The organism is Streptomyces sp. NPDC102467, assembly GCF_044765445.1.
GTDB lineage: Bacteria > Actinomycetota > Actinomycetes > Streptomycetales > Streptomycetaceae > Streptomyces.
Genome location: NZ_JBIWKA010000003.1, coordinates 509,906 through 533,711 on the forward strand (window position 1 = coordinate 509,906; position 23,806 = coordinate 533,711).

Here is a 23,806-nt window from a genome sequence, read left to right on the forward strand (position 1 = left end):
GCGTCAACCGGCTTTCGCAGGGCCCCCGTCGACCCGCGCGAGCACCTCGCCGGTGCGGGGGCTCCAGTCGACCATCACCGCCTCCGCGGGCAGCTTCTGGTTCTTGTCGAGCAGCAGCCAGCGCACCCGGTAGCGGCGCGCGACGGCCGTCCGCTCCGAGCGGGTGGACTCCGGGGAGAGGTAGGCGCGCACGGCGGTCAGGCGCCGCTCGCGCTCCCGCTCGTCCAGGGCCGGGTCCGGCCAGGCCGGTGCGAGCAGGTTCGGGCCGTACCCGGGCAGCGAGCGGGTCGGCCGGTAGCCGTTGGTCAGGACCACGTCGCCGCGCGGGATGTGCCGCGCCGCCCAGGTGTACGTCGGCCACATCGGGGGCTGGTCGAAGCCGCGCGGCACGACCGCGCCGCCCTGCACCGTGAGGAAGCCGAGCGCCGCGCCCGCCGCCGCCAGCAGGCCCAGGGTGCGGCGCGGCCAGGTCCAGGGGCGGGGCGCCGCGAGCGCGATCGCCAGGGAGAACTGGAGCGGGACCAGGGCCAGGCCCATGATCCGGCCGTACGTGTAGTGGCCGGAGACCCAGCCGTACGCGATCACCAGGACGTCGAGCGCGAACATCAGGGCCAGCGGGTCCCGCCGGTCGCGGCGGAACCTGCGCCACAGCACCGGCAGGCCGATGAAGGCCAGCCAGAACCGGGCGGGCATCTCGGTGTAGAGCTGGTGGTGGATGGAGTCGACGCTGGTGTCGCCGACCAGGGACAGGACGTCGTAGTACGGCCAGACCAGGGCGGTTGCCGCGGTCGTGACCACGGTGAGCGCCCAGCGCACGTCGAGGGCGGGCAGCCCGATGGCCACGACGCCGAGTACCGCGGCCACCGAGGAGATCGGGTGGACCAGCAGGATGACGCCCACCAGTACGCCGAGCCCCGCGTATCCCCACCAGGAACTCTCCCGCCGCAGCCGGCCCGCCCACGCCCAGGCCCAGAACGCCAGGCCGATCGCGAACGTGGACGGATAGCCGAGGTTGCCCGTCATCGAGAGCAGCCCGAGGTACCCGCTCCACCAGGCCGTGCGCGTGCCCCACAGCAGCGTCATCGCCGCCAGGGCGAGGACCGGCGCCCACGGCCGGGACGTCAGGGAGCGCACGAAACGGTTCAGGCCGGTCAGCAGGACCAGCAGGTTCAGCGGGCCCGCCAGCTTCACGACCTCCCAGCCCGCAAGGCCGGTCAGGCGCGCGAAGACGCCCTCGGCGACCGCGTACGGGGAGTAGTAGGGGCTGCCCGCGCCCGGCAGGTCCGCCATGGGGTGGCGGGGGTGGAGCAGTGACGTCTTGAGGCGTTCGACGACCGCCGCGTGCTGCCCGAAGTCGCAGCACATCGGCACCCGCCAGTACGCGAGCGTCATCACCAGCCAGAACAGGCCGCCGAGGACGAAGAACGGGGTGGGGCGCCAGAAACGGCCGCCGCGCAGCGCGGTCGCGCCGCGGACCGTTCCCCGGGTGAGGGTGGCGGCGCCCTGCGGCGTCATCGCATCAGCCGTTCCGCCACCCGGGCCGCCGCCTGTCCGTCGTCCAGGTCGCAGTAGGCCGTGCGGAACGCCTCGTACGCGGCCGCGTGCCGGGGTACGAGCGTGTCCAACTCCCTTAGTGCGCCGACCACTTCGGCCGTGGAGGAGAGCAGCGGGCCCGGGGCGTGGTCCTCGAAGTCGAGGTAGAAGCCGCGCACGGTGTCCCGGTAGTGGTCGAGGTCGTAGGTGTGGAAGAGCATCGGACGGCCGGTGTGCGCGAAGTCGAACATCAGCGACGAGTAGTCCGTCACCAGTACGTCGGCCAGGAGCAGGAGTTCGGCCGCGCTCGGGTGGCCGGTGACGTCCCGGACGAACGGGGCGCGGGCGCCGGTGAGGCGGCCCGTCGCCTGCGGATGCTTGCGGACCAGCAGCACATGGTCGGCGGCGAGCTCGTGTTCGGCCGCCGCGAAGTCGAAGGCCGGCTCGTGCCGGAAGCGGCCGGGGGAGTGGGCGAGGTGGTCGCGGTAGGTGGGCGCGTAGAGCACGATCCGCTTGCCCGGGTCGATGGCGAGGTCGCGGCGCAGCCGTTCGGCCCGCTCCCGGCGGTCGCCGGCCGCGGTGAACAGGACGTCGTTGCGCGGGGAGCCCGCCTGCAGGACCTCGCCGTCGTAGGAGAGGGCGCGCGACAGGTGCGGGGCCGACCAGCGCGAGGGGGCAACCAGGACGTTCCACTGGCGGGCCAGCTTCGGCAGCAGCGTGAGGTGGTCGTGGTCCGCGTACAGGGTGTCCGTGAGGTCGGCGCCGATCCGCTTGAGCGGGGAGCCGTCCCAGGTCTGTACGACGGTCTGGCCCGTGCGGCGCTCGAAGAAGTCGGGCAGCTGGTGGGCGGTGACGATACGGCGGCAGCGCGCCAGGGCCGCGTACCACTCGGCGGAGAACTCCTCGACGCCCCGCGCCGACGGCGGCACGTGGGTGCGGCCGTCGCGCGTCACCCACAGGTGCTCGACGGCCGCGCCGCGCCGCACCAGCTCCGCGTGGACCGCGCGTGGCGAGTCCCCGTCGACGTACAGGACCGCGTCGCGCAGGGGGAGCAGGCGCTGGGCCGGGTAGTGGAGGGTGCGCAGCCGGTGGCGGCGGTAGGGGCCGCGGTCGGCGGGGGACAGGGCGGGGCCCGCCGCGAGGAGCAGCCGGTCGCCGAAGCGCCGGTCCACGGTGAAGTCGCGGGCGGAGTCCGGGCGGTGGCTGGGCAGGCCGGCGCCGACCGAGGTCAGGACGCGGACCGGGACGCCGTCGCCGTGCCGGTCGTCCGCCTCGCGCAGGAACGCGTACCAGCGGCCCTCCCACACCTTCGAGGCGGCGACGACCGCCCGGAAGCGGCCCTCCTGGTGCTCGGTGGTGGTGGTGATCTCCTCGGTGGTCGAGCTGTGCCGCAGCACGAACTCCGGTTGCCGCCAGCAGTGTTCGGACGCCGTCCCCGCGACGACGAACGAGCCGTCGTCCGCCCAGCCCGCCAGGTCGGCGACCGGCTGCCGGGTCAGTTCGACGACGAGCTGGCCCTGGTCGTTGGCGGTCGCGCACAGCTCGCGTTCCCCGGCCGGGTACCGGCCGGGCGGCAGGTCGAGCGCTGCCGCCACCGAACGCGTCTTCCCGTCGGCCAGGCAGAAGTTGACCTGCCAGCGGTCGCCGTGCGGCGGCTCGACCTCCTTGGGCGCGCGGTGCGGCGGCTCCGGCACCGCCGCCAGGTCCGCGAGCGGAACCCGCACCAGGAACCGGCCGCCCGCGCACGTCACCGGATAGGCGAGCTCGGTGCCCGAGTGCTTGTGGGTGAGGCGCAGGGTGCGCGGCTCGATGCCGTTCAGCAGGCGGCCCGCCAGCACCATGGCACCGCCCTCGGCGTGGTGGTCGTCGGCGAGTGCCGCATGCGCCACGACCTTCAGGACGAGCCGCCCCTTGGTGTGGCCGACGACGAGGCGGGTCCCGTCGCCGAGGTCGCGCACCAGGTGCTGCTGCGCCGAACCGTCGAGCGCGCGCAGGGCCGCGCGGCGCAGCTGCCCGTGCCCGGCGACGAGGATGCCCAGGTTCCAGGTGCCGGGGCGCCACCGCCCCTTTGCCTTCAGCTTCTCCGGGTCGATCGTCATGGTGAAACCGGAGTGGTCGTAACTGTGCAGTTCCTGGCCGGAGTTGATGGTGGCCAGCGGGTCCACGGCGTTTCGGGTCGGCACCCGGCGCAGCTGCGCGCGGCTGCCCGCCGCCTTGAGCAGGCCGGTCTTCACCGAGTGTCCGGGCCGGGCGGCGGCCACGTTCTTCACGTACGCGTAGCCGCTGACGCGGAGCTTCCCGTCGGCGCCCCACGCCGTCTCGCGCACCCGCGCCACCACCGGCATCTCGCGCCTGCCGACCTTCACGAGGCGTTCGGGCAGGCGGGCCAGGCCCGGGAAGACGGCGCTGCGGCGCAGCGTCCCGCGGAGCCGGAAGGCGGTGCCGTTGCGGCGCTCGAAGGAGAGCAGGCGGACGAGGTCGTCGATCCGCCGGGTCCGTACGAGATGCCACTTCACGCGCAGGTCGAGAGGGAGGCCGTCGGCGGCCGCCGGGTCGGCGCGGCGCAGGAACGCCGCCGTGCCGTCGCAGAACGCCCGCCGGTACTCGGGCCCGCCCATCGGCAGTCCGTCGAGGAAGTACACGAAGTCGTCGCGCAGGCAGGACGTGTCGTAGGACTTCTTCAGGTCGGGCCGGTCGGGGAAGCGCTCGGCGAGGAAGCGGCTGACGTGGTCGCAGGCCGCGATCCGGTCGCGGACCCCCTTCACGTCCGTGCGGCGCCGGGTGATGGAGCCCTCGCGCACCCGCCAGTAGTAGACGTGGTCGTCGAGCACGTCCACGGACTCGGCGAGGAAGTGCGCGGGGATCATGACGGGCGTGTCCTCGTACAGCTTCCCTTCCGGGAAGGTGAGGTCGTGCCGGTCCCAGAACGCGCGCCGGAACACCTTGTTCCAGGCGACGCGGTCGGAGAGCAGCTGCCGGTCGCGGGTGATGTGGGTGCGCTCGCGGCGCCGGGTGAGCCACTTGTACTGCCAGGCCTGCTGCCGGCCGCGCTCGTTCAGCCGCCACACGTTGCCGGTCGCGAAGTCCGATCCGGTGCGCTCCAGGCTCGCGGTCATCCGCTCGTACGCGTCGTGCGGCACCACGTCGTCGCTGTCGACGAACGTCAGGAACGCGGCGGCGGGGTCGGTGTGCCGCACCCCGGCGTTGCGGGCGGCGCTCAGCCCGGCGTTGTCCTGGCGGACGTAGCGGAAGCGGGGGTCGCGGTCCGCGAAGGCGCGGGCGATGCGCGGGCTGTCGTCCGTGGACCCGTCGTCGACGAGGACGACCTCCAGGTCCCTGAGGGTCTGGGCGGCGATCGACTCCAGGCACTCGGCCAGGTAGTCCTCGACGTTGAAGACGGGCACGACGACGCTGAGGCGGGGGTGGCGAGGCTTTTGGGGCATTCATGTTATTTGCCCATTTGTGTCGGCACTTTCGCCCCGACTCGCCCGTGTGGGTCAATCGGGCGGCGTGCTCCGGCGTGCTCCGGCGCGCGCCCCGGCGACGGGGCGCTGAGGTACCGTCAGGTGTTATGTCCAGATTCTCCGTTATTGTTCCCGCGTATCGCGTCCAGGGCTATCTCCGGGAGTGCCTGGACTCCGTGCTCGGCCAGAGTCACACCGACTGGCAGCTGATCGTCGTCGACGACGCCTCGCCGGACGCCTGCGGCGCGATCGCCACGGAGTACACGCGGCGCGATCCGCGGGTGCGGGCCGTCACCCTGCCCGCCCGCGAGGGCGTCGGCGCCGCCCGCACCGCAGGGATGCGCCTGGCCACCGGCGCCTACCTCCTCTTCCTCGACGCCGACGACGCCCTGCTGCCCGGCGCCCTCACCGCGATCGACGTGGCGCTCACCGAGGCCGGGGACCCCGACGTCCTGCTCTACGACCACGACCGCACCGACTGGTGGGACAAGGTCCGGGCCAGCGGCGACGACCTGGCGGGGGACGCCGACCCGCTGACCCTCACCCCGGCCGCGTGGAACCGCGCCGTGCGCCGCGAGTTCTGGGCGGAGCGCGGTCTCGCCTTCGCCGCGGAGGGCCCGTACGAGGACGTGGTCCCCGCCCACCGCGCCGTCCTGGAGGCAGGCACCCTCGCGACGCTGCCGCGCCCCTGCGTGCGCTGGCGCAGGCGCCGCGCGGGCAATCTGGCCGGGGCGCCCGGACGTGCGCACTTCGCGGTCGTGGAGCGCTACGGGGAGCTGCTCGCAGGGCCCGGCTCCACCCAGCGCCTCTTCCCGGTCGCCGTCGGCCGCGTCCTCGACGTCCTGGACGATCCCTCCCGCACCACCCCCGCCGACCGCCCCGAACTGTTCCGCCTCGCCGCCGAACTGCACCGCGCCCACCGGCCCCCCGGGCACACGCCCCTGGGCGAGCGGGAGCAGGCCGTCGCCGCCGGGTCCTGGCCCGCGTACCAGAAGCAGGAGAGGACCAACGGGCTGAAGACATCGGTGAGTTCGGCCCTGAAGCGGCACAAGAAGAAGCTGCGCACCCGCGTCATGAAGGCCGCCTACCGCACCGATCTGCGCACCGCGCGCCTCGACCCGGACCTCGCGGTCTACGGCGCGTACTGGAACCGCGGCGTCAGCTGCAACCCGGCCGCCATCCACGCCGCGGCCCGCCGGATCGCCCCGCACCTCAAGGGCGTCTTCGTCGTCTCCTCCCGCCACCAGGAGCGCGTCCCCGCCGGGGTCCCGTACGTCATCGAGGGCTCGCGCCGCTACTGGCAGGCCATGGCCACCGCGAAGTACCTGGTCAACAACTCGTCCTTCCCCGGCGGCTTCACCAAGCGCCCCGGCCAGGTCTACCTCCAGACCCATCACGGCACACCGCTGAAGAAGATGGGCCTGGACCAGCGCCGCTACCCGGCCGGCACGCACGGCATCAGCTTCGCCAAGGTCCTCGCCCACACCGACCAGTGGGACTACAGCCTCTCCGCCAACCCGCACTCCACCCAGGTGTGGGAGCGCGTGTATCCCTCGGCGGCGTACGCCCCGCTGGAGCTCGGCTACCCACGCAACGACGTGTTCTTCGCCACCGGCGACGACGAGATCCGCGCCATGCGAAGGGAGTTGGGGATCGGCGACGGACAGCGCGCGATCCTCTACGCCCCCACCCACCGCGACTACCAGAAGGGCTTCCTGCCCCGGCTCGACCTCGTCCGGTTCGCCGACGCCCTCGGCGACGACCACGTCGTCCTGGTCCGCGCCCACTACTTCTACGGCGCCGAGGCCGGCCTCGCCGACGCACACCCGCGGCTGATCGACGTCACCGGGCACGGCCGCGTCGAGGAGCTGTGCCTCGCCGCCGACGCCCTGGTCACCGACTACTCGTCCGTGATGTTCGACTACGCCTGCCTCGACCGCCCGATCATCACCTACGCCCCCGACTGGCAGGCGTACCGGCTTGCCCGCGGCACCTACTTCGACCTCCTGTCGGGCCTGCCCGGCGACACCCCGGGCGCGGTCGCCACCACCGAGGAGGAACTGCTCGCGCTCTTCCAGGACGGCGGCTGGGACAGCCCCGCGACGACCCGGCTGCGCGCCGCCTTCCGCGAACGGTTCTGCGCCTACGACGACGGGGGCGCCGCCGACCGGGTCGTACGGAAGCTGTTTCTGAACGGGTGACGTTCGCGCCGCGCGGGCCGCGTGAACGACCGCATTCGTCATCCAGTCGTACAAGCTCGTCGCATGCCGCTGATGCCGCAGATCCTGCAGCCGGGGCCCGCACGCGCCCGCGCCCTGGCCGTCGGTGTCCCCGGCGCCACCGCGTTCGTCCTGGCGCTGTGGCACCTGGACCGGGGCACGATGTGGCGCGACGAGGCCGCCACCGTCATGGCCGCCTCCCGCACCCTGCCGCAACTGTGGCACCTGCTCGGCACCGTCGACGCCGTGCACGGCCTGTACTACCTGCTGATGCACTTCGCGCTGCCGCTGTATCCGGGCGAGTTCATGCTCCGCCTGCCCTCCGCGCTCGGCGCGAGCGCGACGGCCTGCCTGGTCGCCGCGCTCGGCATGCGCCTGGTGCGGCTCCGGGTCGGCCTGTGGGCGGGACTTCTCTACGCGATCGCGCCCTTCGCCCAGTACTACGCGCAGGAGGGCCGCTCCTACGCCCTGGTCGCGGCCGGCGCCGCCGCCGCGACGCTGCTGCTCGTGCGCTGTGTCGAGCGGCCCTCGGCGCGGAACTGGGCCGGATACGCGGCCGCCGTCACCGTCACCGCCTGGCTCCACGAGTTCGCCGTACTGCTGCTCGCAGCGCACGCCGTCACCCTCGCCGTGACCGGAGTGCCCCCGCGGCTGTGGCGCCGCTGGTGCGCCGCGGCCGGGTGCGCCGCGCTGCTCCTGCTGCCGCTCGCCGCCGTGACCCGGGACCAGAGCGGTCAGGTGTCCTGGATCCGGCCGCCGGGCCGGGCGGAGGCCGAGACCCTGCTGCGCGCGGCGACCGGCCATGACGGGCTGCTGTACGCGGTGACGCTCGCCCTGATCGCGCTCGCCGTGTCCCGGCCGCCGGTCCGTCGGACGCGCGGCGCGTGCGGCCTGGCCGGGGTCGCCGTGCCGCTCGCCCTCGTGCCCCCGCTGATCCTCTTCGCCGTCTCCCAGTGGCACCCGCTCTACGCGCCCCGGTACGCGCTCTTCGCGTTCGCCGGGGTGCCGCTCCTGGCGGCGGCGGGCCTGGAGGCGCTCCTCGCCCGGGTGCCGCGCCCGGCCCGTGGGGCGCGCCTGCTGTCGGGGGCGGTCCCGGCCCTGGCCGGCGCGGGCCTCGTCGCCGTCGCCTTCCTCGTCCAGCTCCCGCTCCAGCAGCACCAGCGCTCGGCGGACGCCCGGCGCGACGACCTCGGCTCGGTGGCCCGCATGCTCTCGGCCCAACTGGAGCCGGGCGCGGCCCTGTTGTACCTGCCGAAGGCGGGCCGCCGGTACGTCGAGGCGTACCCGGCGTCGGTCGCGGGCGTCCGCGACGTGTCCCTGCGCGCGTCGGGCGCCGCCTCCGGCACGCTCTACGGAACCGACGTGCCCCCGCGCGAACTGGCCGCCCGCATGGCCTGCCTGTCCCGCGTCCAGGTCCTGTTCGACGCGGAGGCGGGCCGGCCCGGCTGGCACACCGACTCCACCGGCGAACGGGCCAAACTCGCCGTCCTGCGCCGGGACTTCGTATCGCTGACCCAGGTACGCCGCCGCAGCGGTCTCCTTGTGCTGTACGCGCGGGTGGGCGGCCCGGCGCGCGGATGCGCCGACCGTTAGCCGGGGTCCAGCCGTCAGCCAGGGCCCCGGCCGCAGAAGGCCCCTTCCGCGCGGACCGGGTCCGCCGGGACCCGCAGCGAGGTGCGCGCCGGGGCGCCGATGAGGTTCCGCCAGAAGCGGGCCGGGGTCAGCGGGGCCCGCACCGAGTCCTGGAGCTCCGCGATCGCGCCGCAGCGCAGGGCGCGGCGGGCGGCCAGGACCGCGGCGCTGTCGCCGGCTGCCGGGGCCGTGTAGTCGGCGACGAGCCACGCCGGGTTCACCGGTTTCTCGTGCCCCGCCTTGCTGAAGAGCACGGGCGGGGTGTGTGCGCCCAGCGGGTTGGCGAGGCTCAGCGAGTCGACGGCCCTGTCGGCGAGGGGGATCACCGTTCCGGCGTGCCCGAGACGGGCCTCCACCCCGACGAACGCGGCCGGAACGCGCGGCGCCAGCGGCAGTTTCAGCACCGTGCGGTCGTACCGCGTCTCGATCAGCAGGGTCCGGGTGCCCGACGCGCGGGCGTCGCGGACCTCCCGCGCGAAGAGGAACCGCCGGGCCGCGTGCGCCTGTTGGGTGACCGGATGGTCCAGCCCGGTGTTCGCCACGTAGCCCGCGTGCTCGTCGTACACGTGATAGGTGCCGTCACCGCCGTGATACGCGGGGCGCCACAGGAACGCGCAGCTCAGCGCCCAGGTGGCGAGCGCCGCGAGCGCGCATCCGGTGACCCTGGACCACGGCACGGCGAACAGCGGCAGCAGGACCAGGAACAGGCTCGGCAGCAGCATCCGGCCGTGCATGAAGTCGCCGCCGACCTTGACGACGAAGACGGCCGTCGCCGTGCCCGCCACGACCGGGGCCGCCGCGACGAGCAGCATCCGGTGCCCGCGCGGCGCCAGGCGCCGGACCAGGAGCGCGGCCGCCGCCGCGAGCACCGTGAGCGGAAGCCAGAGGTGGTACGGCCCGGTGAAGTCCGCCAGGTAGACGAGCCCGCGGTCCCACAGCGTCCAGGACGCCTCCTTCGTGACGGCGGGCAGCGGGACCAGGATCCCGTAGTAGCCGGCGCGGAAGATCTCGTAGGCGAGGGGCAGGGCGAGTCCCGCGGCGGCGGCCTTGAGCGTGCGCCGCGGGCCGGGGCGGACCGTCAGCCAGAGCACCGGCGCGTACACGACGGCGACCAGCGCGAGGTCCGGGCGGACCAGCGGGGCGAGCCCGAGGAGCACGGCCGCGACGGTGAACGGGCGCCCCGGCGAGGGGTGTCGGGCCGCGCGCACCAGCGTCCACCAGCTCGCCCCCAGCCAGGCGAAGGCGAGCCCGGTCTCAAGACCCGACGTGGCGTAGTCCCACAGCGCCCGGACCGGCAGCAGCACCAGCACCCCGAGCGGCACCACCCGGGCGGGGCGGCCGTACAGCTCCACCGTCCCGAGCAGCGCGAGGGCGAGCCCGCCGACGGCGAGGGCGAGGCCGAGGAGCACGGCGACCGTCGCCGGGTCCTGCCGGGTGACGTACGTCGCCGCGGTGACCAGCCACACCCACAGGGTGCCGGTGGAGGTCTCCACGCGTTCCCCGACGTTGAAGACCGGGCCGTGACCGGCGAGGAGCTGCCGCACCACCCGCGTGTAGATGAGGCCGTCGTCGCCGATCCAGCGGTGGTGCCAGCCGAGTACGGCGAGCGTGAGGGCCGGTCCGGCGACGGTCGCGGCGCGCGCGGTGCGGCCGCGTGACGTGGACCGGCCGGACGCGGGCCCGCCCTGCGGCGACGGAACGAACGGCAGCCGTCTGCCGCCGAGAAGAGTGGTCATAGTTGAACTTATCGGTACATAAGTGGGTACGTTACGAAAACGTGGCCGTCGCGGCATTGACGCGACCCGTAGCTCCCGCGCCACCTCGGAAGTTGAGGGTGCGCCACGTCCCAGCCGAGAGGAACAAGACCCCATGCACCCCTCCGCGTACGCCCACATGAAACTCTGCGTCGAGCAGTACCTGCCCGCCGATGGCCGCCACCGGGTCGTCGACCTGGGCTCGCGCATCTCCGACAAGCAGACCAGGACGCACCGGGCACTCCTGGCCGACCGGGACATCGACTACATCGGCGTGGACGTCCTCGAAGGGCGCAACGTGGACCGGGTGATGACCGAGCCGTACCGCGTCCCCGTGAAGTCGAGGAGCGCCGACTTCGTCATCTCGGGGCAGGCCTTCGAGCACATCCCGTTCTTCTGGGCGACGATGCTGGAGATCGCCCGGGTGCTCAGGCCCGGCGGCACCGCCTTCGTGACCGCACCCTCGCGCGGCCACGCGCACGACGCGCAGGACTGCTGGCGCTACTACCCGGACGGCATGCGGGCGCTCGCCGCCTACACCGGGCTCGAACTGGTCGAAGTGCACACCGACTTCCCGCCCCTCAAGGGCATCCGCCACAACTACCCGTCCATCGACGCCAAGCACTCCTACTGGGGTGACACGGTCGGCGTCTTCCGGCGGCCGGAGAAGTACCCGGCGCTGCGGCTGTGGCTCGTGCGCACGGTGACCCGCTGGTGGGCGAACCGGGTCGGCGGCGTCGACGGCATCGCCGTTCCGGCACCGCTCGACGGACGCGAGCTGTGCGCGCGACCGCAGGGGGTCCCCGCCCAGGTGGGCTAAGGCAGGTCACCCGGCAGGGGCAGTGCAGGTGACCGAGCGGCCCCGCGGGGGTTGGGCAGTGGATGAAGATCCTGAACCGGCCCTCCGCCCCGGCCCGCCCGGCTGTCCCCGGCGCCCGCCGCCCCGGTGCCCCGCCCGGTGTGCCGGCCCGGTCCTGGGCCGTGCCCCTCGCCGTGCTCGGCGGCACCGCCCTCGTCGCGCTCCGTGCCGCGGCGCTCGGCCAGTGGATCGTCGACGACGCCGCCGTCACCTTCGCCTACGTACGCAGCATCGGGGACGGGCTCGGCCCGGTGCAGCAGGCGGGGGCGCCACCCGTCGAGGGGTACTCCAACCCGGTGTGGCTCGCGCTGCTGCTGCTCGGGCGGGTCCTCGGCCTCTTCGACCACGGCGCCTGGTTCGGGGTGAGCGACCTCGCGCTGTTCCCGAAGCTCCTCGCCCTCGGCTGCGTCGCCGGGACGCTGGCGTGCGTCGGGGCAGCGGCCCGGGTGGCGCTGCCCGCGCGCGCCTGGCTCGTCGTGCTCGGCACGGGCGGGCTGCTCGCCGCGAACCAGGCCTACGTCGTCTGGTGCTTCTCCGGCCTGGAGAACTCCCTGTACGGGCTGCTCGCCGCCGCCCTGGCCCTGCTGCTCGTCCGGGGCGCCGCCACACCCCGCGTCGCGTGCGGCGCCGCCGGGCTCGCCCTGCTCGCCGCGCTGACCCGCCCCGACGGCGCCGTGCTCGCCGCCGCGTACCCGCTGACCGTGCTGCTGCTGCGGCACCGGGGCGCGGTGCGGGCGGCGCTGGTCAACTGCGCCGCGTTCGGCGCGGGGTACGGCGCTTTCCTGCTGTGGCGGTTCGCGGAGTTCGGGCGCTGGCTGCCCAACACGGCCGTCGCCAAGTCCCAACGGCCGCCGGGACTCGCGGAGTTGGCGAAGGTGGGAGAGCTGCTCGGCTACGCGGGCTGGGCGTTCGTCCTCCTCTGCGTCGCCTGCGCCGGGATCGTCGTGGGGCGGCCGGGCCCGGCGCGGCATGTGATCGGCGTGCTGTGCGTGCCGCTCACCCTCACCCTCCTCGCGTACGGCGCGCTCGCGCGGGACTGGATGCCGCTGTACCGGTTCGCCACTCCGGTGTGGGTGCTCGGCTCGGCCGTCGCCGCGCTCGCCGTCACCGCGATCGCGGGCGGGGCCGGGCCGCGGGCCCGGGTCCTGCTCGGCTGCGGCGTGGCGGGCGCCCTGGTGCTCTCCCTCGCCGGGCAGGGGGCACGCGGCGAGGGGTTCCGGCGCGAGCCGACGCTCTCCATGTGCTGGGTCGCCGACCGCTACGGCCGCACCTTCGACGCGTACGCGGACCGGCTCGGGCTGCGCCCCGGCGCCGGTGTCGCGCTGCCCGACCTGGGCGGCACGCTGCTCACCAGCCGGCTGCGGGTCGTGGACGTCGCGGGTCTCACCGACCGCAGGATCGCCGACGCGTACGCGGCCCACGACAAGGCCGCCCTCGCGCGTTACGTGCTGAGCGAGGCCCGCCCCGAGCTCATTCACACCCATGGCGCCTGGCCGGGCAAGTCCGGCCTGACCGGGCCCCGGCTCACCGCCGCCGGATACGTGCCGCTGTACCCGGAGGGCGCCGGCGGCGACTACGTCCTCGCCTCCGCCGTACCGGGCGGGCAGCACCGCATCGACGCCGTACGGGAGTGGGCGAAGCCCCGTATCGACCGGATGAACCACGAGAAGCAGAAGGAACGCGGCCACCTCGGCGACTGCGGGGCACGCCTGGTCCCGCCCTCGCCCACGACGTCGGCCGTCCCGTCGGCCCCGGGCGGACACCACCGCACCGACGCCGTGCGGGAGTTGCCGCAGCCGCCCACGCCGCCCCCGCCCCCGGCAACCGGGACCGGCGTGGAGCCGCCCCCGGGCGCCGGCCATGTACGACCCATCCCGCTCGCCCCGGCCCGGCCGACCCCCGTCGTGCCCGTCTCCCAGGAGGTGCTCCGGTGACCACCGCGCTCGTTCCCTCCCAGCCGCTGCGGCAGCGCGCCCGGCCGGCCCGTGCCGAGCGGCTCGACTCGCTGACGGGGCTGCGCTTCCTCGCCGCGTTCGCCGTGTTCACGCACCACTTCACGGGCGCGAGCCCGTCCGGTGGCGTCGCCCACGCGCCCGTGCTGTTCCCCTACTCGACGATCGGCATCACCGGCGTCGACTTCTTCTTCGTCCTGTCCGGGTTCCTGCTCGCCTGGGGGCACCGCTCCGGGACCGGCGCCAAGGAGTTCTACCTGCGGCGCGCGGGCCGCATCCTCCCGCTGCACCTGGCCGCGACCGTGCCGTGCATCTGGGTGTTCCACGTGTGGGGCGGCGTGCCGTGGGACCTGCCGAGTTTCCTGGCGTCGCTGGTGCTCGTGCAGACCTGGTTCCCCGGCGTCGTCCCGATGTTCCCGGGCAACGGGGTGGCGTGGACGCTCAGCGTCGAGGCGCTCTTCTACCTGCTGTTCCCGATCATCATCCGGGGCGCCTACCGGCTGCGGACCAGGACCCTGCTCGGGCTCTGCGGGGCCGGGATCGTCGCCATGTGGGCCCTCAACTGGTGGACGGCCACGCACCTTTCACCGTTCTACAGCGAATGGGTGATGCGGCACCCGCTGACCCGGCTGCCCGAGTTCGCGCTCGGCCTCACGCTCGCGCTCGCCGTGGGCCGGGGCGTGCGCGTCCCGCTGCGGCCCGGGATCCTCGCGGCCGTCTTCGGCGCGTACACGGTGGTGTACGCGCACCGCGGCACGTGGTTCGACTCCGCCGTCACCGGCCAACTCACCTACTCCGTACGCCCGTTGGCGGCGCTCTTCTTCGGGCTCGTGATCGTCGCGTACGTGCAGCGCGAGAGGGACGGGCAGCGCGGCTGGCTGTGCACGCCGGTCATGGTGCGGCTCGGCGCATGGTCGTACGCCTTCTATCTGCTGCACCAGACGGTCAACCGCCTGATCGTCGACCACTGGGGCCGTGCGGTGCCCTCGAACGAGTCCGTGTTCACGCTGGTCGGTGTCGCGGCCGTCGTCACCGCCCTGTCCTGGGCCGCGTACACCTACGCCGAGGAACCCGCCCGGCGCTGGTGGACGCGCCGCCAGTGCACTTAACGTGACCGACTCCTGACGCAGGGTGACATGAAGGGTGAAATGCGCGTAGTGTCCCGCCCCATGGCATGGAAGAAAGCCGTCAACGGCGCGCTCCGGACGCTCATCGGATACCAGCTGACCCGGCCGCGGGTGCCCGCTCCGCGCGGCGGGGCCCAGCAGGCCCCGAAGCCCGCGCCGCCCGCGCCCGCACCCGGTAAGTCCAAGTCCAAGGCGCTCGACCTGCCCGTCGACTACGACGACGAGGCCAAGGAGACGATCCGCGCGGTCAAGCCGTGGACCATGACGTCCCCTGAGCGGCTCAACGCGTTCATCCTCGCCACCCGGCACATCGTCCGGCACGGCATCCCGGGCGACATCGTCGAGTGCGGTGTGTGGCGCGGCGGTTCGATGCAGGCCTGCGCGAAGACGCTGCTCAGCTGCGGCGTCGCCGACCGCGACCTGTACCTCTTCGACACGTACGACGGCATGACGCCGCCCACCGACGAGGACCTGCGGCGCGACGGCACCCCCGCCGCCGACATCCTCGCGCGGCACGGCAAGGACAAGGCGATCTGGGCGTACGCCGGCCTCGACGACGTGAAGTCCGGTTTCCAGCAGGTGCCTTACCCGGCCGAGCGCGTCCACTACGTGCAGGGCAAGGTCGAGGACACCGTGCCGGGCGAGGCCCCCGACAAGATCGCGATCCTGCGGCTCGACACCGACTGGTACGCCTCCACCAAGCACGAACTCGACCACCTCTACGACCGGTTGGTGCCCGGCGGCGTCCTGCTCATCGACGATTACGGCTACTGGCAGGGCTCCCGGCAGGCCGTCGACGAGTTCCTGGAGCGGACCGGCGAGCGGCTGCTCCTGCTGCGGATGGACGAGGGGCGCATCGCGGTCAAGCCGTGAACTGCTTCCCACCTGCGTGTACTTGACGATCGGCCCCCGCGTCGCGTGGAGCGGGGGCCGACCTGTGATCACTCGTATGGCCCAGGACGGGTGACCGGGAACAGCGGCACCGGTTGTTAACGAGTAGGCCCATCGCCGTTCGCCGGAAGGAATGTGCGCAGCGCATGACACCCCGCCTCACCGTCGTCGTTCCCATCCACAACGTCGAGGAATACCTCGGCGCCTGCCTGGAGTCGCTGTCGGCGCAGACCATGCCGGACCTCGAGGTCGTGATGGTCGACGACGGCTCCACCGACGACAGCGGCGGGATCGCGCGCGAGTTCGCCGCCGGGGACCCCCGGTTCCACCTCGTCGAGCAGGCCAACGCCGGCCTCGGCGCCGCCCGCAACACCGGCACCCGGTACGCCACCGGCGGCTACCTCGCGTTCGTGGACAGCGACGACGTGATCCCCGAGGGCGCGTACGAGCTGATGCTGCGCGCCCTCGAGGAGTCCGGCTCGGACTTCGTCACCGGCAACGTCCACCGGCTGCGCGCCGACGGCTCCACCGAGCAGTCGCCCATGTTCCGCAAGGCGATGGCCGCCACCCGCACCGCCACCCACGTCACCGGCGACTGGGACCTGCTCGCCGACCGGATCGCCTGCAACAAGGTGTTCCGGCGGGCCTTCTGGGACGAGCACTCCTTCGCCTTCCCCGAGGGCGTGCTCTTCGAGGACATCCCCGTCGTTCTGCCCGCCCACTTCCTGGCCCGCTCCGTCGACGTCCTGCACGACACCGTCTACCTGTGGCGCGACCGCGACGGCTCCATCTCCAACCGCCGCGCCCTCCCGCGCGCCGTCCACGACCGCACCGCGTCCGTCGCCCACGTCAGCGGCTTCCTCGCCGGGCGGCCCCAGTGGCAGGAGGCCAAGCGGCGCTACGACGCCTCCGTCCTCGCCGGCGACCTGTGGATGTTCATGGAGGCGCTGCCGGACGGGGACGCCGCGTACCACGAGGCGTTCCTCGACCACGCCAACTCCTTCGCCGCCGGGGTCGACCCGGCCGTCCTCGACGAACTGCCGCTCGGCCTGCGCGTGCGCTGGCGGCTGATCCGCGAGCGCCGCATGACGGAACTGCTCGCCTTCATGGCGTACGAGAAGCGGAACCCGGGTGCCTTCCGGGCGCGCCGCGGGCTGCGCGGCCGCCGCGCCGACTTCCCCGCGCTCACCGGCCGGCTGCCCCGCAAGGTCGTCGGCCTCGCCAGGGCCGACCTGCCGCTGGACGCCCGCGTCACGCACGCGGCCTGGGGCGAGGACGGCACGCTGCGGCTCAAGGGCTACGCGTACGTACGCAATCTGCCCGCGGGCCGTCTCGGTGCCCGCGCCCGCGTCGCCTGGCTGCGCGCCGGCAAGCGCCGGGCCGTGCCGCTGCGGCTGCGCACCGTCCGCTCGCGCGAGGCGACGCTCGCCTCCAAGCAGGGGCTGCACAGCTACGACCGGGCCGGCTTCGAGGCGGCCATCGACCCGGCGAAGCTGGTCACCGGACGGGCCGGCACCACCTGGAACCTGGAGCTCGGCGCGTACGCGGGCAGCCTGCTGCCGCGCACCGGGCCGGTGCGGATGAGCGGCCCGTGTCCGCTGCCCGTACGCCACCTCGACGACTTCCTGCGGATCGCGCCGACCTTGCAGGGCGGGCGGCTGCGGCTGCGCGTGGAGCGGCTGCCCGCCCGCCTCGCCGGGCACAGCAGCGACGGCGAACACGTGCTGTTGCAAGGCGAGTTGGCCGTCAGCGGGCGAGCCGTGCCGATCGCCGTGCGCGTCGAGAACTGGCGTACCAAAGAAGCCCACGATCTGCGCGTCGCCGTCGACGGGCGCACCTTCACCGCCGAGGTACCGCTGGCCCTCTTCGGCAGCTCGGACGGCCCGGCCGACCCGTGGGGCATCGGCCTGGTCCGCGCGGACGGCAGCTGGTCCTCGCTCGCCGTGCGTCCCGACATCGCGCCCGGCCGCTACGGCCTCGGCGGCGGCCGTGAGCTGATGGTGCTCGCCAACCCGTCCGGCAACACCGAGCTGCGCGACCAGACGGTACGGCCCGTCGTCGACACCGTCCGCTGGGAGGAGCCGGGCCGGCTGCTGCTCGCGGGCAGCTACCCGGGCGCCGGGCGGCGCGAGCTGGTCCTCGTGCACAGCGGGCACGACGAAGAGACCGTCGTCCCGGTCGCGCTCGCCGACGGCCGCTTCGAGGTCTCGCTGCACCCGCACGCGCTGCCGGGCCCGGCCGGCACGCTGCCGCTGGCCGAAGGCAACTGGTACCTGTTCCTGCGCGCGACCGGCGACGGCGACCCCGACGCACGCGTCCCCGTCCTCGTCGCGCCCGCCCGCCACCCCGATCTGCCGCTGACCAGGGAGCTGGCCGGCCGGGACTTCGTCGTGCAGCGCCGCCACCACGACCAGCTCCTGCTCACCTCGGGCACGTCGCTGCCCGAGCGGGACCGCGGGCGCGGCGCGCAGAACGCGCTGCGCGCCGCCTACGCGACACAGCGCACCCTGCCGCGCCGCGACGCCGTCCTCTACGTCAGCTTCGACGGCCGCCAGCACTCCGACTCGCCACGCGCCGTCTTCGACGAACTGGCCGCCCGCGGAACGGAGTTGGAGCACCTATGGGCCGTGCGCGACCAGCAGGTGGAGCTGCCGCCCGGCGCCACGCCCGTCGCGATGTGGAGCACCGACTGGCACGAGGCGCTGGCCCGCTGCCGGTACATCGTCACCAACACGCACCTGCCCGACTGGTTCGAGCGCGCCGACGGCCAGTACGTCGTCCAGACCTGGCACGGCACGCCCCTCAAGCGGATCGGCCGCGACCTGACGGGCAGCGCCTCCGCCGACGTGCGGTTCATCGCCACGCTGCCCGCCCGCGCCGCCCAGTGGTCGCTGCTCGTCTCCCCGAACAGCTTCTCCACACCGGTCCTGCGCGGCGCCTTCGGCTACACCGGCGAGGTCCTCGCCTCCGGTTATCCGCGCAACGACGTGCTGCACGCCCCCGACCGCGACAAGCTCACCGCGTCCGTACGCGAACGCCTCGGCATCCCCGAGGGCAAACGCGTCATCCTCTACGCCCCGACCTGGCGCGAGAACCAGCCCCGCAAGTCAGGACGGTACGGCCTCGATCTCCAGCTGGACCTGGCGGCGGCGCAGGCGGCCCTCGGCGACGACCACGTCCTGCTGGTCCGCCGCCACTACCTGGTCGGCGGCGCCCTGCCCGCCTCCGACTTCGTGCGCGACGTGTCCCGCCACCCCGACGCGGCCGAACTCCTGCTCATCGCCGACGTGCTCGTGACGGACTACTCCTCGATGATGTTCGACTTCGCGCAGACCGGCCGGCCGATGCTGTTCCACACCTACGACCTCGACCACTACCGGGACTCCCTGCGCGGCTTCTACTTCGACTTCGCGGCCCAGGCCCCCGGGCCGCTGCTGCGCAGCAGCGACGAGGTGATCGCCGCGCTGCTCGACCCGGACGCCGCGGTCGCCGGGCACCGGGACGCGTACGCGCGGTTCCGTGAGGCCTTCTGCGACCTCGACGACGGCACCGCCGCCGCGCAGGTCGCCGACGCGATGCTCGCCCACGGCACGGGCGGGGGCCCGCGATGAGCGCCGACCGGGCCGTCGACGTCAGCGTCCTTCTCGACTGCCCGCCCGGCACCGACGCGGCGCGGCTGCGGGCCTCGGTCCGCTCGGCCCTGGCCCAGACCCTCGTCGGCACGGAGGCCGTGCTCACCGGCGACGGCGTCGGGGAAACAGGCCTCGCCCTGGTCGCCGACCATCCCCGCCGGGTCCGCCTCGGCGCCCCCCGCGGCACCTACGTGCTGCCGCTCGCCCCCGGCGAACTCCTGGAGCGCAACGCCTGCCGCAACCTCTACGCGGCGGCCCGGCGCACCGACGCCGACCTGGTCGCGGGCCGCTGGACCCGGCTGACCGGCACCGGCACGAAGGAACGCGCCCCCCGGTGGCAGGCCGACCTGTACGCGAGGTCGCGGGTCCTGGACACCGTGAGCGAGGAGCCCGAGCTGCTGACGCGGCCCGCGCTGACGGCCGGGTACTGCGTGCGGCGCGCCCTGATCGAGGGCGCCACCACGGGACTCGGCCGCGCTGTCGCCGCCCGCCGCATCGCCCTCGTCCCCAACCTGATCACCACGCACCGCGCCGCCCCCGACCCGCTCGGCGACCTCCCCGCGGCCACCGCCGAACACCGCCGCGCCCTCGACCTGATCGCCGACCCGGAGCTGCGGTCCCGCCGGACGCACGCCTTCGTCGTCGACCACGTCCTGCCGTGCGCCCGCGCCTTCCTCGGCCTCGACCGCACGCGCCGCGCCCAACTGGCGGCCCAGGCGGCCCAGTTGCTGGACGGGCTGCTCGACGCCGCCGTGCTGGCTCGGCTCCCGGCCCTGGAGCGGGTCGCCGCCCGACTGCTCGCCGACGGGGACGCGGGCGGCGTGCACACCGCGGCGTACGCCCTGGAGCGGCCCGGCACCGTCGTCACGCCGCTGGCCCGCGGCGACGGCGGCCGCGTCCACTGGAGCGCGGGCCACACCGACGCCGCGTACGACGTCACCGAACTCGGGCACCAGCACCGGGCGCCCCGCGACCTCGCGCTCCTCAACCGCGTCACCCGGTGCGCCCGCGAGGACGGGCGGCTCGTCGTCGAGGGCGAAGTCGTCGTGCCTCTCGGCCTGCTCGACGGCGAGCGCGCGAGCGTCCTCACCGCGACCCTCGACTTCAAGGTGCGCGACGCGGGCGAGAAGACGGTGACCGTGCCCGTCGACGACGTGCGCCTCCAGGGTGAACACGGCGAGCACGGCGGCGTCATCGCGTGGCGCGTCGCCGTCCCGCTCACCCGGGCGCTGCGCCCCCGCGGCATCGGCGACCGCGTATGGGACCCGCGGCTTCGCCTCGGTATCGACGGTGAACTCCTGCTCCCGCTCGACCTGTTCGCCGAGCAGGACACCGTCCCGGGCCAGGGCGCCGCGCTCCCGGCCCGGCCCCGGCTGACCCGCCTCACCGCCGACACCTGGCAGCCGTACGTCACCGCGAAGCACCACCTCGCCGTCTGCCTGCTGCCGCGCGGCAGGGCCGCCCGCAAGACCAACGCCCTCGCCCGCTATGCCACGCACTTCCGCCCGGCCCGCGAAATCAAGCAGCTCTGGAAGAAGCTCCGCAAGAAGTACCAGGCCCTGCACTCGCAGCGCGTCAAGATCCGCGTCTACCGCCGGGTCCTGTGCCGCCTGCCCGTCAGCCGCGGCACCGTCGTCTTCGAGAGCCACATGGGAAAGTGCTACGGCGACAGCCCCCGCGCCATCCACGAGGAGCTCGTCGCCCGGCGCCGCGGGGCGCACGTCGTGTGGTCGTACGCGACGTCCCCGGACGGCTTCCCCAAGGACGCCAAGCTCGTACGCCGCTGGTCCTGGCGGTATCTGTGGGCCCTGGGCCGCGCCGAGTGGTGGGTCGACAACCAGGGTTTCCCGCACGCCCTCGACAAGCCGAAGCACACCACGTACCTGCAGACCTGGCACGGCTCCGCGTACAAACGGATGGGCTTCGACGAGATCCGGCACAAGACGCAGAACGCCCCGCAGCGTGAACAGCTCGCCCGCGCGGTCGACCGGTTCGACCACTTCCTGGTCCGCTCCGAACACGACGTGAGCACCCTCGCCCACGCCTACCGCATCTCCGGGGACCGCCTGATGCGCGTCGGCTACCCGCGCAACGACCGCCTCGTGGAGGCGCGGAAGCGTGACGAGCGCACAGGCCGCTTCCCGCGGCCGGCCCCGGCCGCCGCACTCGGCATCCCCGACCACCGCACGGTCGTCCTCTACGCCCCCACGTTCCGCGGCACACCGAAGAAGAAAAAGGTGCAACTGGCGCTGGATGTACGGCAGTTCGCGGAGCGGCTCGGCGACACGCACGTGCTGCTCGTGCGCGCCCACTACATGGAGGCGGCCACCCTGCCGGTCACTCCGCCGGGCACCGTCATCGACGTCTCCGCGCACCACGACGTCAGTGAACTCCTGTGCCTGGCAGACGTGTTGGTCACCGACTACTCGTCGATCATGTTCGACTACGCGCTTCTCGACCGCCCCATCGTGCACTTCGCCCCCGACCTCGACGCGTACGCCGCCGAGCGCGGCAGCTACTTCGACCTGCGCGCCCGTGCGGGCGGCCCGGTCGTCGCCACCCAGGACGAACTGCACCGCACCCTCGCCGGGATCAAGGAGTCGGACAGCGACTGGCAGGAGGCGCGGCGGGCGTTCGCCGCCGAGTTCGGCACGTACGACGACGGAGGCGCCGCCCGCGCCGTCGTCGACGCGCTCTTCACGCGAAAGGCACGCCCATGACCGCGGCCCGCGACCTCTTCCTCGTCGCCAACACCACCGACGAACTCGGCGGCGTCACCGCCTGGACCCACCAGATGGCCCGCCTGTTCACGAGCGCGGGCCACCGTGTGCACGTCATCGGTGTCCACGAGTCCGACCTCAAGATGGCGGTGCCCGAGGCGCCCGGCTACCCGGTGACCAGCCTCTACAAGCAGCACCCGCCGACCCCGCGGCCGCTGCGCGGCGCCCGCCGGTTCAGTGTGCCCGCGCGCCGCCGCGAGAGCCACAGGGTCGCCGCGAAGAAGCGGGCCGTCGCCACCCTCGAGTCGATCCTGCGCCCGGCGCGGCCCGGCTCCGTCGTCGTCGTCACCCAGGTGTGGCCGATGGAGTGGCTGCGCGAGATCGACACCTCGCACCTCACGATCGTCGGCATGAGCCACGAGTCGTTCGCCTACTCCCGCGCCTGTCACCGCTACCACTGGGTGAAGCGGCACTATCCGCACGTCGACCGCTGGCTGGCGCTCACCCAGGAGGACGCCGACATCTGGACGGCCGAGGGCCTGAACAACGTGGACTTCATGCCCAACGCCCTCGGTCACCTGCCCGCGCTGCCCTCGCCGCGCACGGAGAAGGTCGTCTGCTCGATCGGCCGGCTCGCCGACCAGAAGGGCGTCGACATGCTCCTCGACACCTGGGCGAAGGTCGCGCCGTTCCGTGCGGACTGGCAGCTGCACGTATACGGCGCGGGCGCGGACGAGCCCCAACTGCGGCACCAGTGCACCGCGTTGGGGCTCGACACTTCGGTGAGGTGGCTCGGCCGCACCGACGACGTGCCGGGCGCTCTCGCCGCCTCCTCCGTGTTCGCGCAGTCCTCCCGCGGCGAGGGCTTCCCGCTGGCCCTCATGGAGGCGATGGCCAGCGCCGTGCCGTGCGCCGCGTTCGACTGCGCACCCGGCGTCCGCGAGATCGTCCGCGACGGCGAGGACGGCCTCCTCGCCCCGCTGGGGGACCTGGACGCCCTCGCCGACCGGCTGCTGCGGCTCACCGGCAACCCGCGGATGCGGGACGCCATGGGGGAGCGGGCACGCGTCAACGTCCAGCGGTTCTCCGAGGAGCGGGTCCTGGAGAGGTGGGAGGACCTGTTCGCCCTCCTGGAGCGGTAGCTACCGCCCGAGCAGCGACTTCAGCCGCCGCTTCGGCGAAGCCTTCGAGGGTGCCGGCGCGGGGGTCGCGGCGGGCGCGGCCTCGGCCTCGGCCACATACCGGGATGTCGGCTGGGCCGGGACTCTCGCCCTGCGGCCGTCGATGCGGATCATCGAGTGCCCGGCGACCTCCTCGGCCCCGTGCCAGAAGTCGTCACGGCCGGCGAGCATCGCGCCCAGCTCGCCGCGGACCGGCTCGAAGGAACCCCAGGTCCCGTAGAACTTGGTCGCCGTGATGCACAGCGGCTTCAGCCCTGTCGTGGCCACGGCGCCCCAGGTGGCCGCGGCCACCCCCGGACAGTGCTCGGCCCTGAAGTCGTCGAGCACCACGATGCCGTCCTCGCCGAGCAGCTCGCGGGCCGCCGCGATGTCGCCGTGCACGTGCTCGTACAGGTGCGAGGCGTCGACGTGCACGAAGCGGCAGCTGTCCGGTTCCACCAGCGACGTGATCACGTGCGAGGGCCCCTGGACGACGCGCGGCAGTTCATCGTGGAACGCTTGGTAGTTGGCCTCGAACGCGGCCCGCGTCAGGGTGCTGTACGACTTGTTCATCTCCTTGTCGTTGGCCGTGTCGGACGCGGGCGAGTCGAAGAGGTCGCAGACCGTGAAGGCCTGGCCGTCCTCCAGGTACTGCCCCATGAAGACGGCGCTCTTGCCCAGGTACACGCCGAGTTCGAGCAGATCTCCCTGCTGGCCGCGCTCCCGCTGCCGGGACAGGAACCAGTCGAAGAGCACCTGGTCGATGTTGTGGAACCAGCCTTTGACCTCGTCGAGGGTGGCCGGTCGCGGCAGAGTGTCAGGCTCGTGCTGCATGTCAACTCCCGGATCGATGTGGGGTTTCA

General features: G+C 73.6%; 13 protein-coding genes. 9 read left to right on the forward strand and 4 right to left on the reverse strand.

Translation table 11 applies throughout. The features are described 5' to 3' along the window. Nucleotides 1-3: 3 nt before the first annotated feature. Complete coding sequence (locus ACIREE_RS08355) at nt 4-1,515, reverse strand: hypothetical protein (protein ID WP_404148052.1); 1,512 nt, start codon at nt 1,513-1,515, stop codon at nt 4-6. Beyond that, nucleotides 1,512-4,976 (reverse strand): CDP-glycerol glycerophosphotransferase family protein, encoded by a 3,465-nt coding sequence (locus ACIREE_RS08360; protein ID WP_404148055.1) that lies wholly within the window; start codon nt 4,974-4,976, stop codon nt 1,512-1,514. The genes ACIREE_RS08355 and ACIREE_RS08360 overlap by 4 nt, the downstream gene beginning before the upstream one ends. A 128-nt stretch (nt 4,977-5,104) precedes the next feature. Between ACIREE_RS08360 and ACIREE_RS08365 the strand changes: the two genes are divergently transcribed. After that, nucleotides 5,105-7,198, forward strand: coding sequence for a CDP-glycerol glycerophosphotransferase family protein (locus ACIREE_RS08365; RefSeq protein WP_404148057.1), 2,094 nt, complete (start codon nt 5,105-5,107; stop codon nt 7,196-7,198). A 63-nt stretch (nt 7,199-7,261) separates the two neighbouring features. Further along, the gene (locus ACIREE_RS08370; RefSeq protein ID WP_404148060.1) at nt 7,262-8,809 is read left to right on the forward strand and encodes a hypothetical protein; all 1,548 of its coding nucleotides are present in this window, start codon (nt 7,262-7,264) and stop codon (nt 8,807-8,809) included. A 14-nt stretch (nt 8,810-8,823) separates the two neighbouring features. On the opposite strand, the gene ACIREE_RS08375 is transcribed toward ACIREE_RS08370, so the two are convergent. Then, nucleotides 8,824-10,584, reverse strand: a complete 1,761-nt coding sequence (locus ACIREE_RS08375) for a hypothetical protein (RefSeq protein ID WP_404148063.1) — start codon at nt 10,582-10,584, stop codon at nt 8,824-8,826. A 133-nt stretch (nt 10,585-10,717) separates the two neighbouring features. Here ACIREE_RS08375 and ACIREE_RS08380 point away from each other — a divergent pair, with 133 nt between their 5' ends. The 7 genes from ACIREE_RS08380 (at nt 10,718) to ACIREE_RS08410 (ending at nt 22,925) form a co-directional block, all read left to right on the forward strand. After that, the gene (locus ACIREE_RS08380) at nt 10,718-11,422 is read left to right on the forward strand and encodes a methyltransferase domain-containing protein (RefSeq protein WP_404148068.1); all 705 of its coding nucleotides are present in this window, start codon (nt 10,718-10,720) and stop codon (nt 11,420-11,422) included. A gap of 62 nt (nt 11,423-11,484) precedes the next feature. Then, on the forward strand, nt 11,485-13,395 hold the full coding sequence (locus tag ACIREE_RS08385; protein ID WP_404148071.1) for a hypothetical protein: 1,911 nt from the start codon (nt 11,485-11,487) through the stop codon (nt 13,393-13,395). Next, nucleotides 13,392-14,522: an acyltransferase family protein gene (locus tag ACIREE_RS08390; RefSeq protein ID WP_404148073.1), complete on the forward strand. Its 1,131-nt coding sequence runs from the start codon at nt 13,392-13,394 to the stop codon at nt 14,520-14,522. The genes ACIREE_RS08385 and ACIREE_RS08390 overlap by 4 nt, the downstream gene beginning before the upstream one ends. A gap of 60 nt (nt 14,523-14,582) precedes the next feature. After that, entirely contained in the window at nt 14,583-15,413 is an 831-nt protein-coding gene (locus ACIREE_RS08395; RefSeq protein WP_404148076.1) for a TylF/MycF/NovP-related O-methyltransferase, read from the forward strand. Between the two features lie 164 nt (nt 15,414-15,577). After that, nucleotides 15,578-19,042 carry a CDP-glycerol glycerophosphotransferase family protein gene (locus ACIREE_RS08400; protein ID WP_404148079.1) on the forward strand — a complete coding sequence of 1,155 codons (3,465 nt, stop codon included), beginning with the start codon at nt 15,578-15,580 and terminating at the stop codon, nt 19,040-19,042. Then, nucleotides 19,039-21,783, forward strand: coding sequence for a CDP-glycerol glycerophosphotransferase family protein (locus ACIREE_RS08405; RefSeq protein WP_404148082.1), 2,745 nt, complete (start codon nt 19,039-19,041; stop codon nt 21,781-21,783). The genes ACIREE_RS08400 and ACIREE_RS08405 overlap by 4 nt, the downstream gene beginning before the upstream one ends. Continuing rightward, nucleotides 21,780-22,925: a glycosyltransferase gene (locus tag ACIREE_RS08410; protein WP_404148085.1), complete on the forward strand. Its 1,146-nt coding sequence runs from the start codon at nt 21,780-21,782 to the stop codon at nt 22,923-22,925. The genes ACIREE_RS08405 and ACIREE_RS08410 overlap by 4 nt, the downstream gene beginning before the upstream one ends. Here the strand turns inward: ACIREE_RS08410 and ACIREE_RS08415 are convergent, their stop codons facing one another. Continuing rightward, on the reverse strand, nt 22,926-23,777 hold the full coding sequence (locus tag ACIREE_RS08415) for a class I SAM-dependent methyltransferase (protein WP_404148088.1): 852 nt from the start codon (nt 23,775-23,777) through the stop codon (nt 22,926-22,928). It lies immediately after the preceding gene. Nucleotides 23,778-23,806: the final 29 nt, after the last annotated feature.

Bases quoted from the DNA above. Each gene is read 5' to 3' on its own strand.
- ACIREE_RS08355 (WP_404148052.1), bottom strand. From the start codon at position 1,515: ATGACGCCGCAGGGCGCCGCCACCCTCACCCGGGGAACGGTCCGCGGC.
- ACIREE_RS08360 (WP_404148055.1), bottom strand. From the start codon at position 4,976: ATGCCCCAAAAGCCTCGCCACCCCCGCCTCAGCGTCGTCGTGCCCGTC.
- ACIREE_RS08365 (WP_404148057.1), top strand. From the start codon at position 5,105: ATGTCCAGATTCTCCGTTATTGTTCCCGCGTATCGCGTCCAGGGCTAT.
- ACIREE_RS08370 (WP_404148060.1), top strand. From the start codon at position 7,262: ATGCCGCTGATGCCGCAGATCCTGCAGCCGGGGCCCGCACGCGCCCGC.
- ACIREE_RS08375 (WP_404148063.1), bottom strand. From the start codon at position 10,584: ATGACCACTCTTCTCGGCGGCAGACGGCTGCCGTTCGTTCCGTCGCCG.
- ACIREE_RS08380 (WP_404148068.1), top strand. From the start codon at position 10,718: ATGCACCCCTCCGCGTACGCCCACATGAAACTCTGCGTCGAGCAGTAC.
- ACIREE_RS08385 (WP_404148071.1), top strand. From the start codon at position 11,485: ATGAAGATCCTGAACCGGCCCTCCGCCCCGGCCCGCCCGGCTGTCCCC.
- ACIREE_RS08395 (WP_404148076.1), top strand. From the start codon at position 14,583: ATGGCATGGAAGAAAGCCGTCAACGGCGCGCTCCGGACGCTCATCGGA.
- ACIREE_RS08400 (WP_404148079.1), top strand. From the start codon at position 15,578: ATGACACCCCGCCTCACCGTCGTCGTTCCCATCCACAACGTCGAGGAA.
- ACIREE_RS08405 (WP_404148082.1), top strand. From the start codon at position 19,039: ATGAGCGCCGACCGGGCCGTCGACGTCAGCGTCCTTCTCGACTGCCCG.
- ACIREE_RS08410 (WP_404148085.1), top strand. From the start codon at position 21,780: ATGACCGCGGCCCGCGACCTCTTCCTCGTCGCCAACACCACCGACGAA.
- ACIREE_RS08415 (WP_404148088.1), bottom strand. From the start codon at position 23,777: ATGCAGCACGAGCCTGACACTCTGCCGCGACCGGCCACCCTCGACGAG.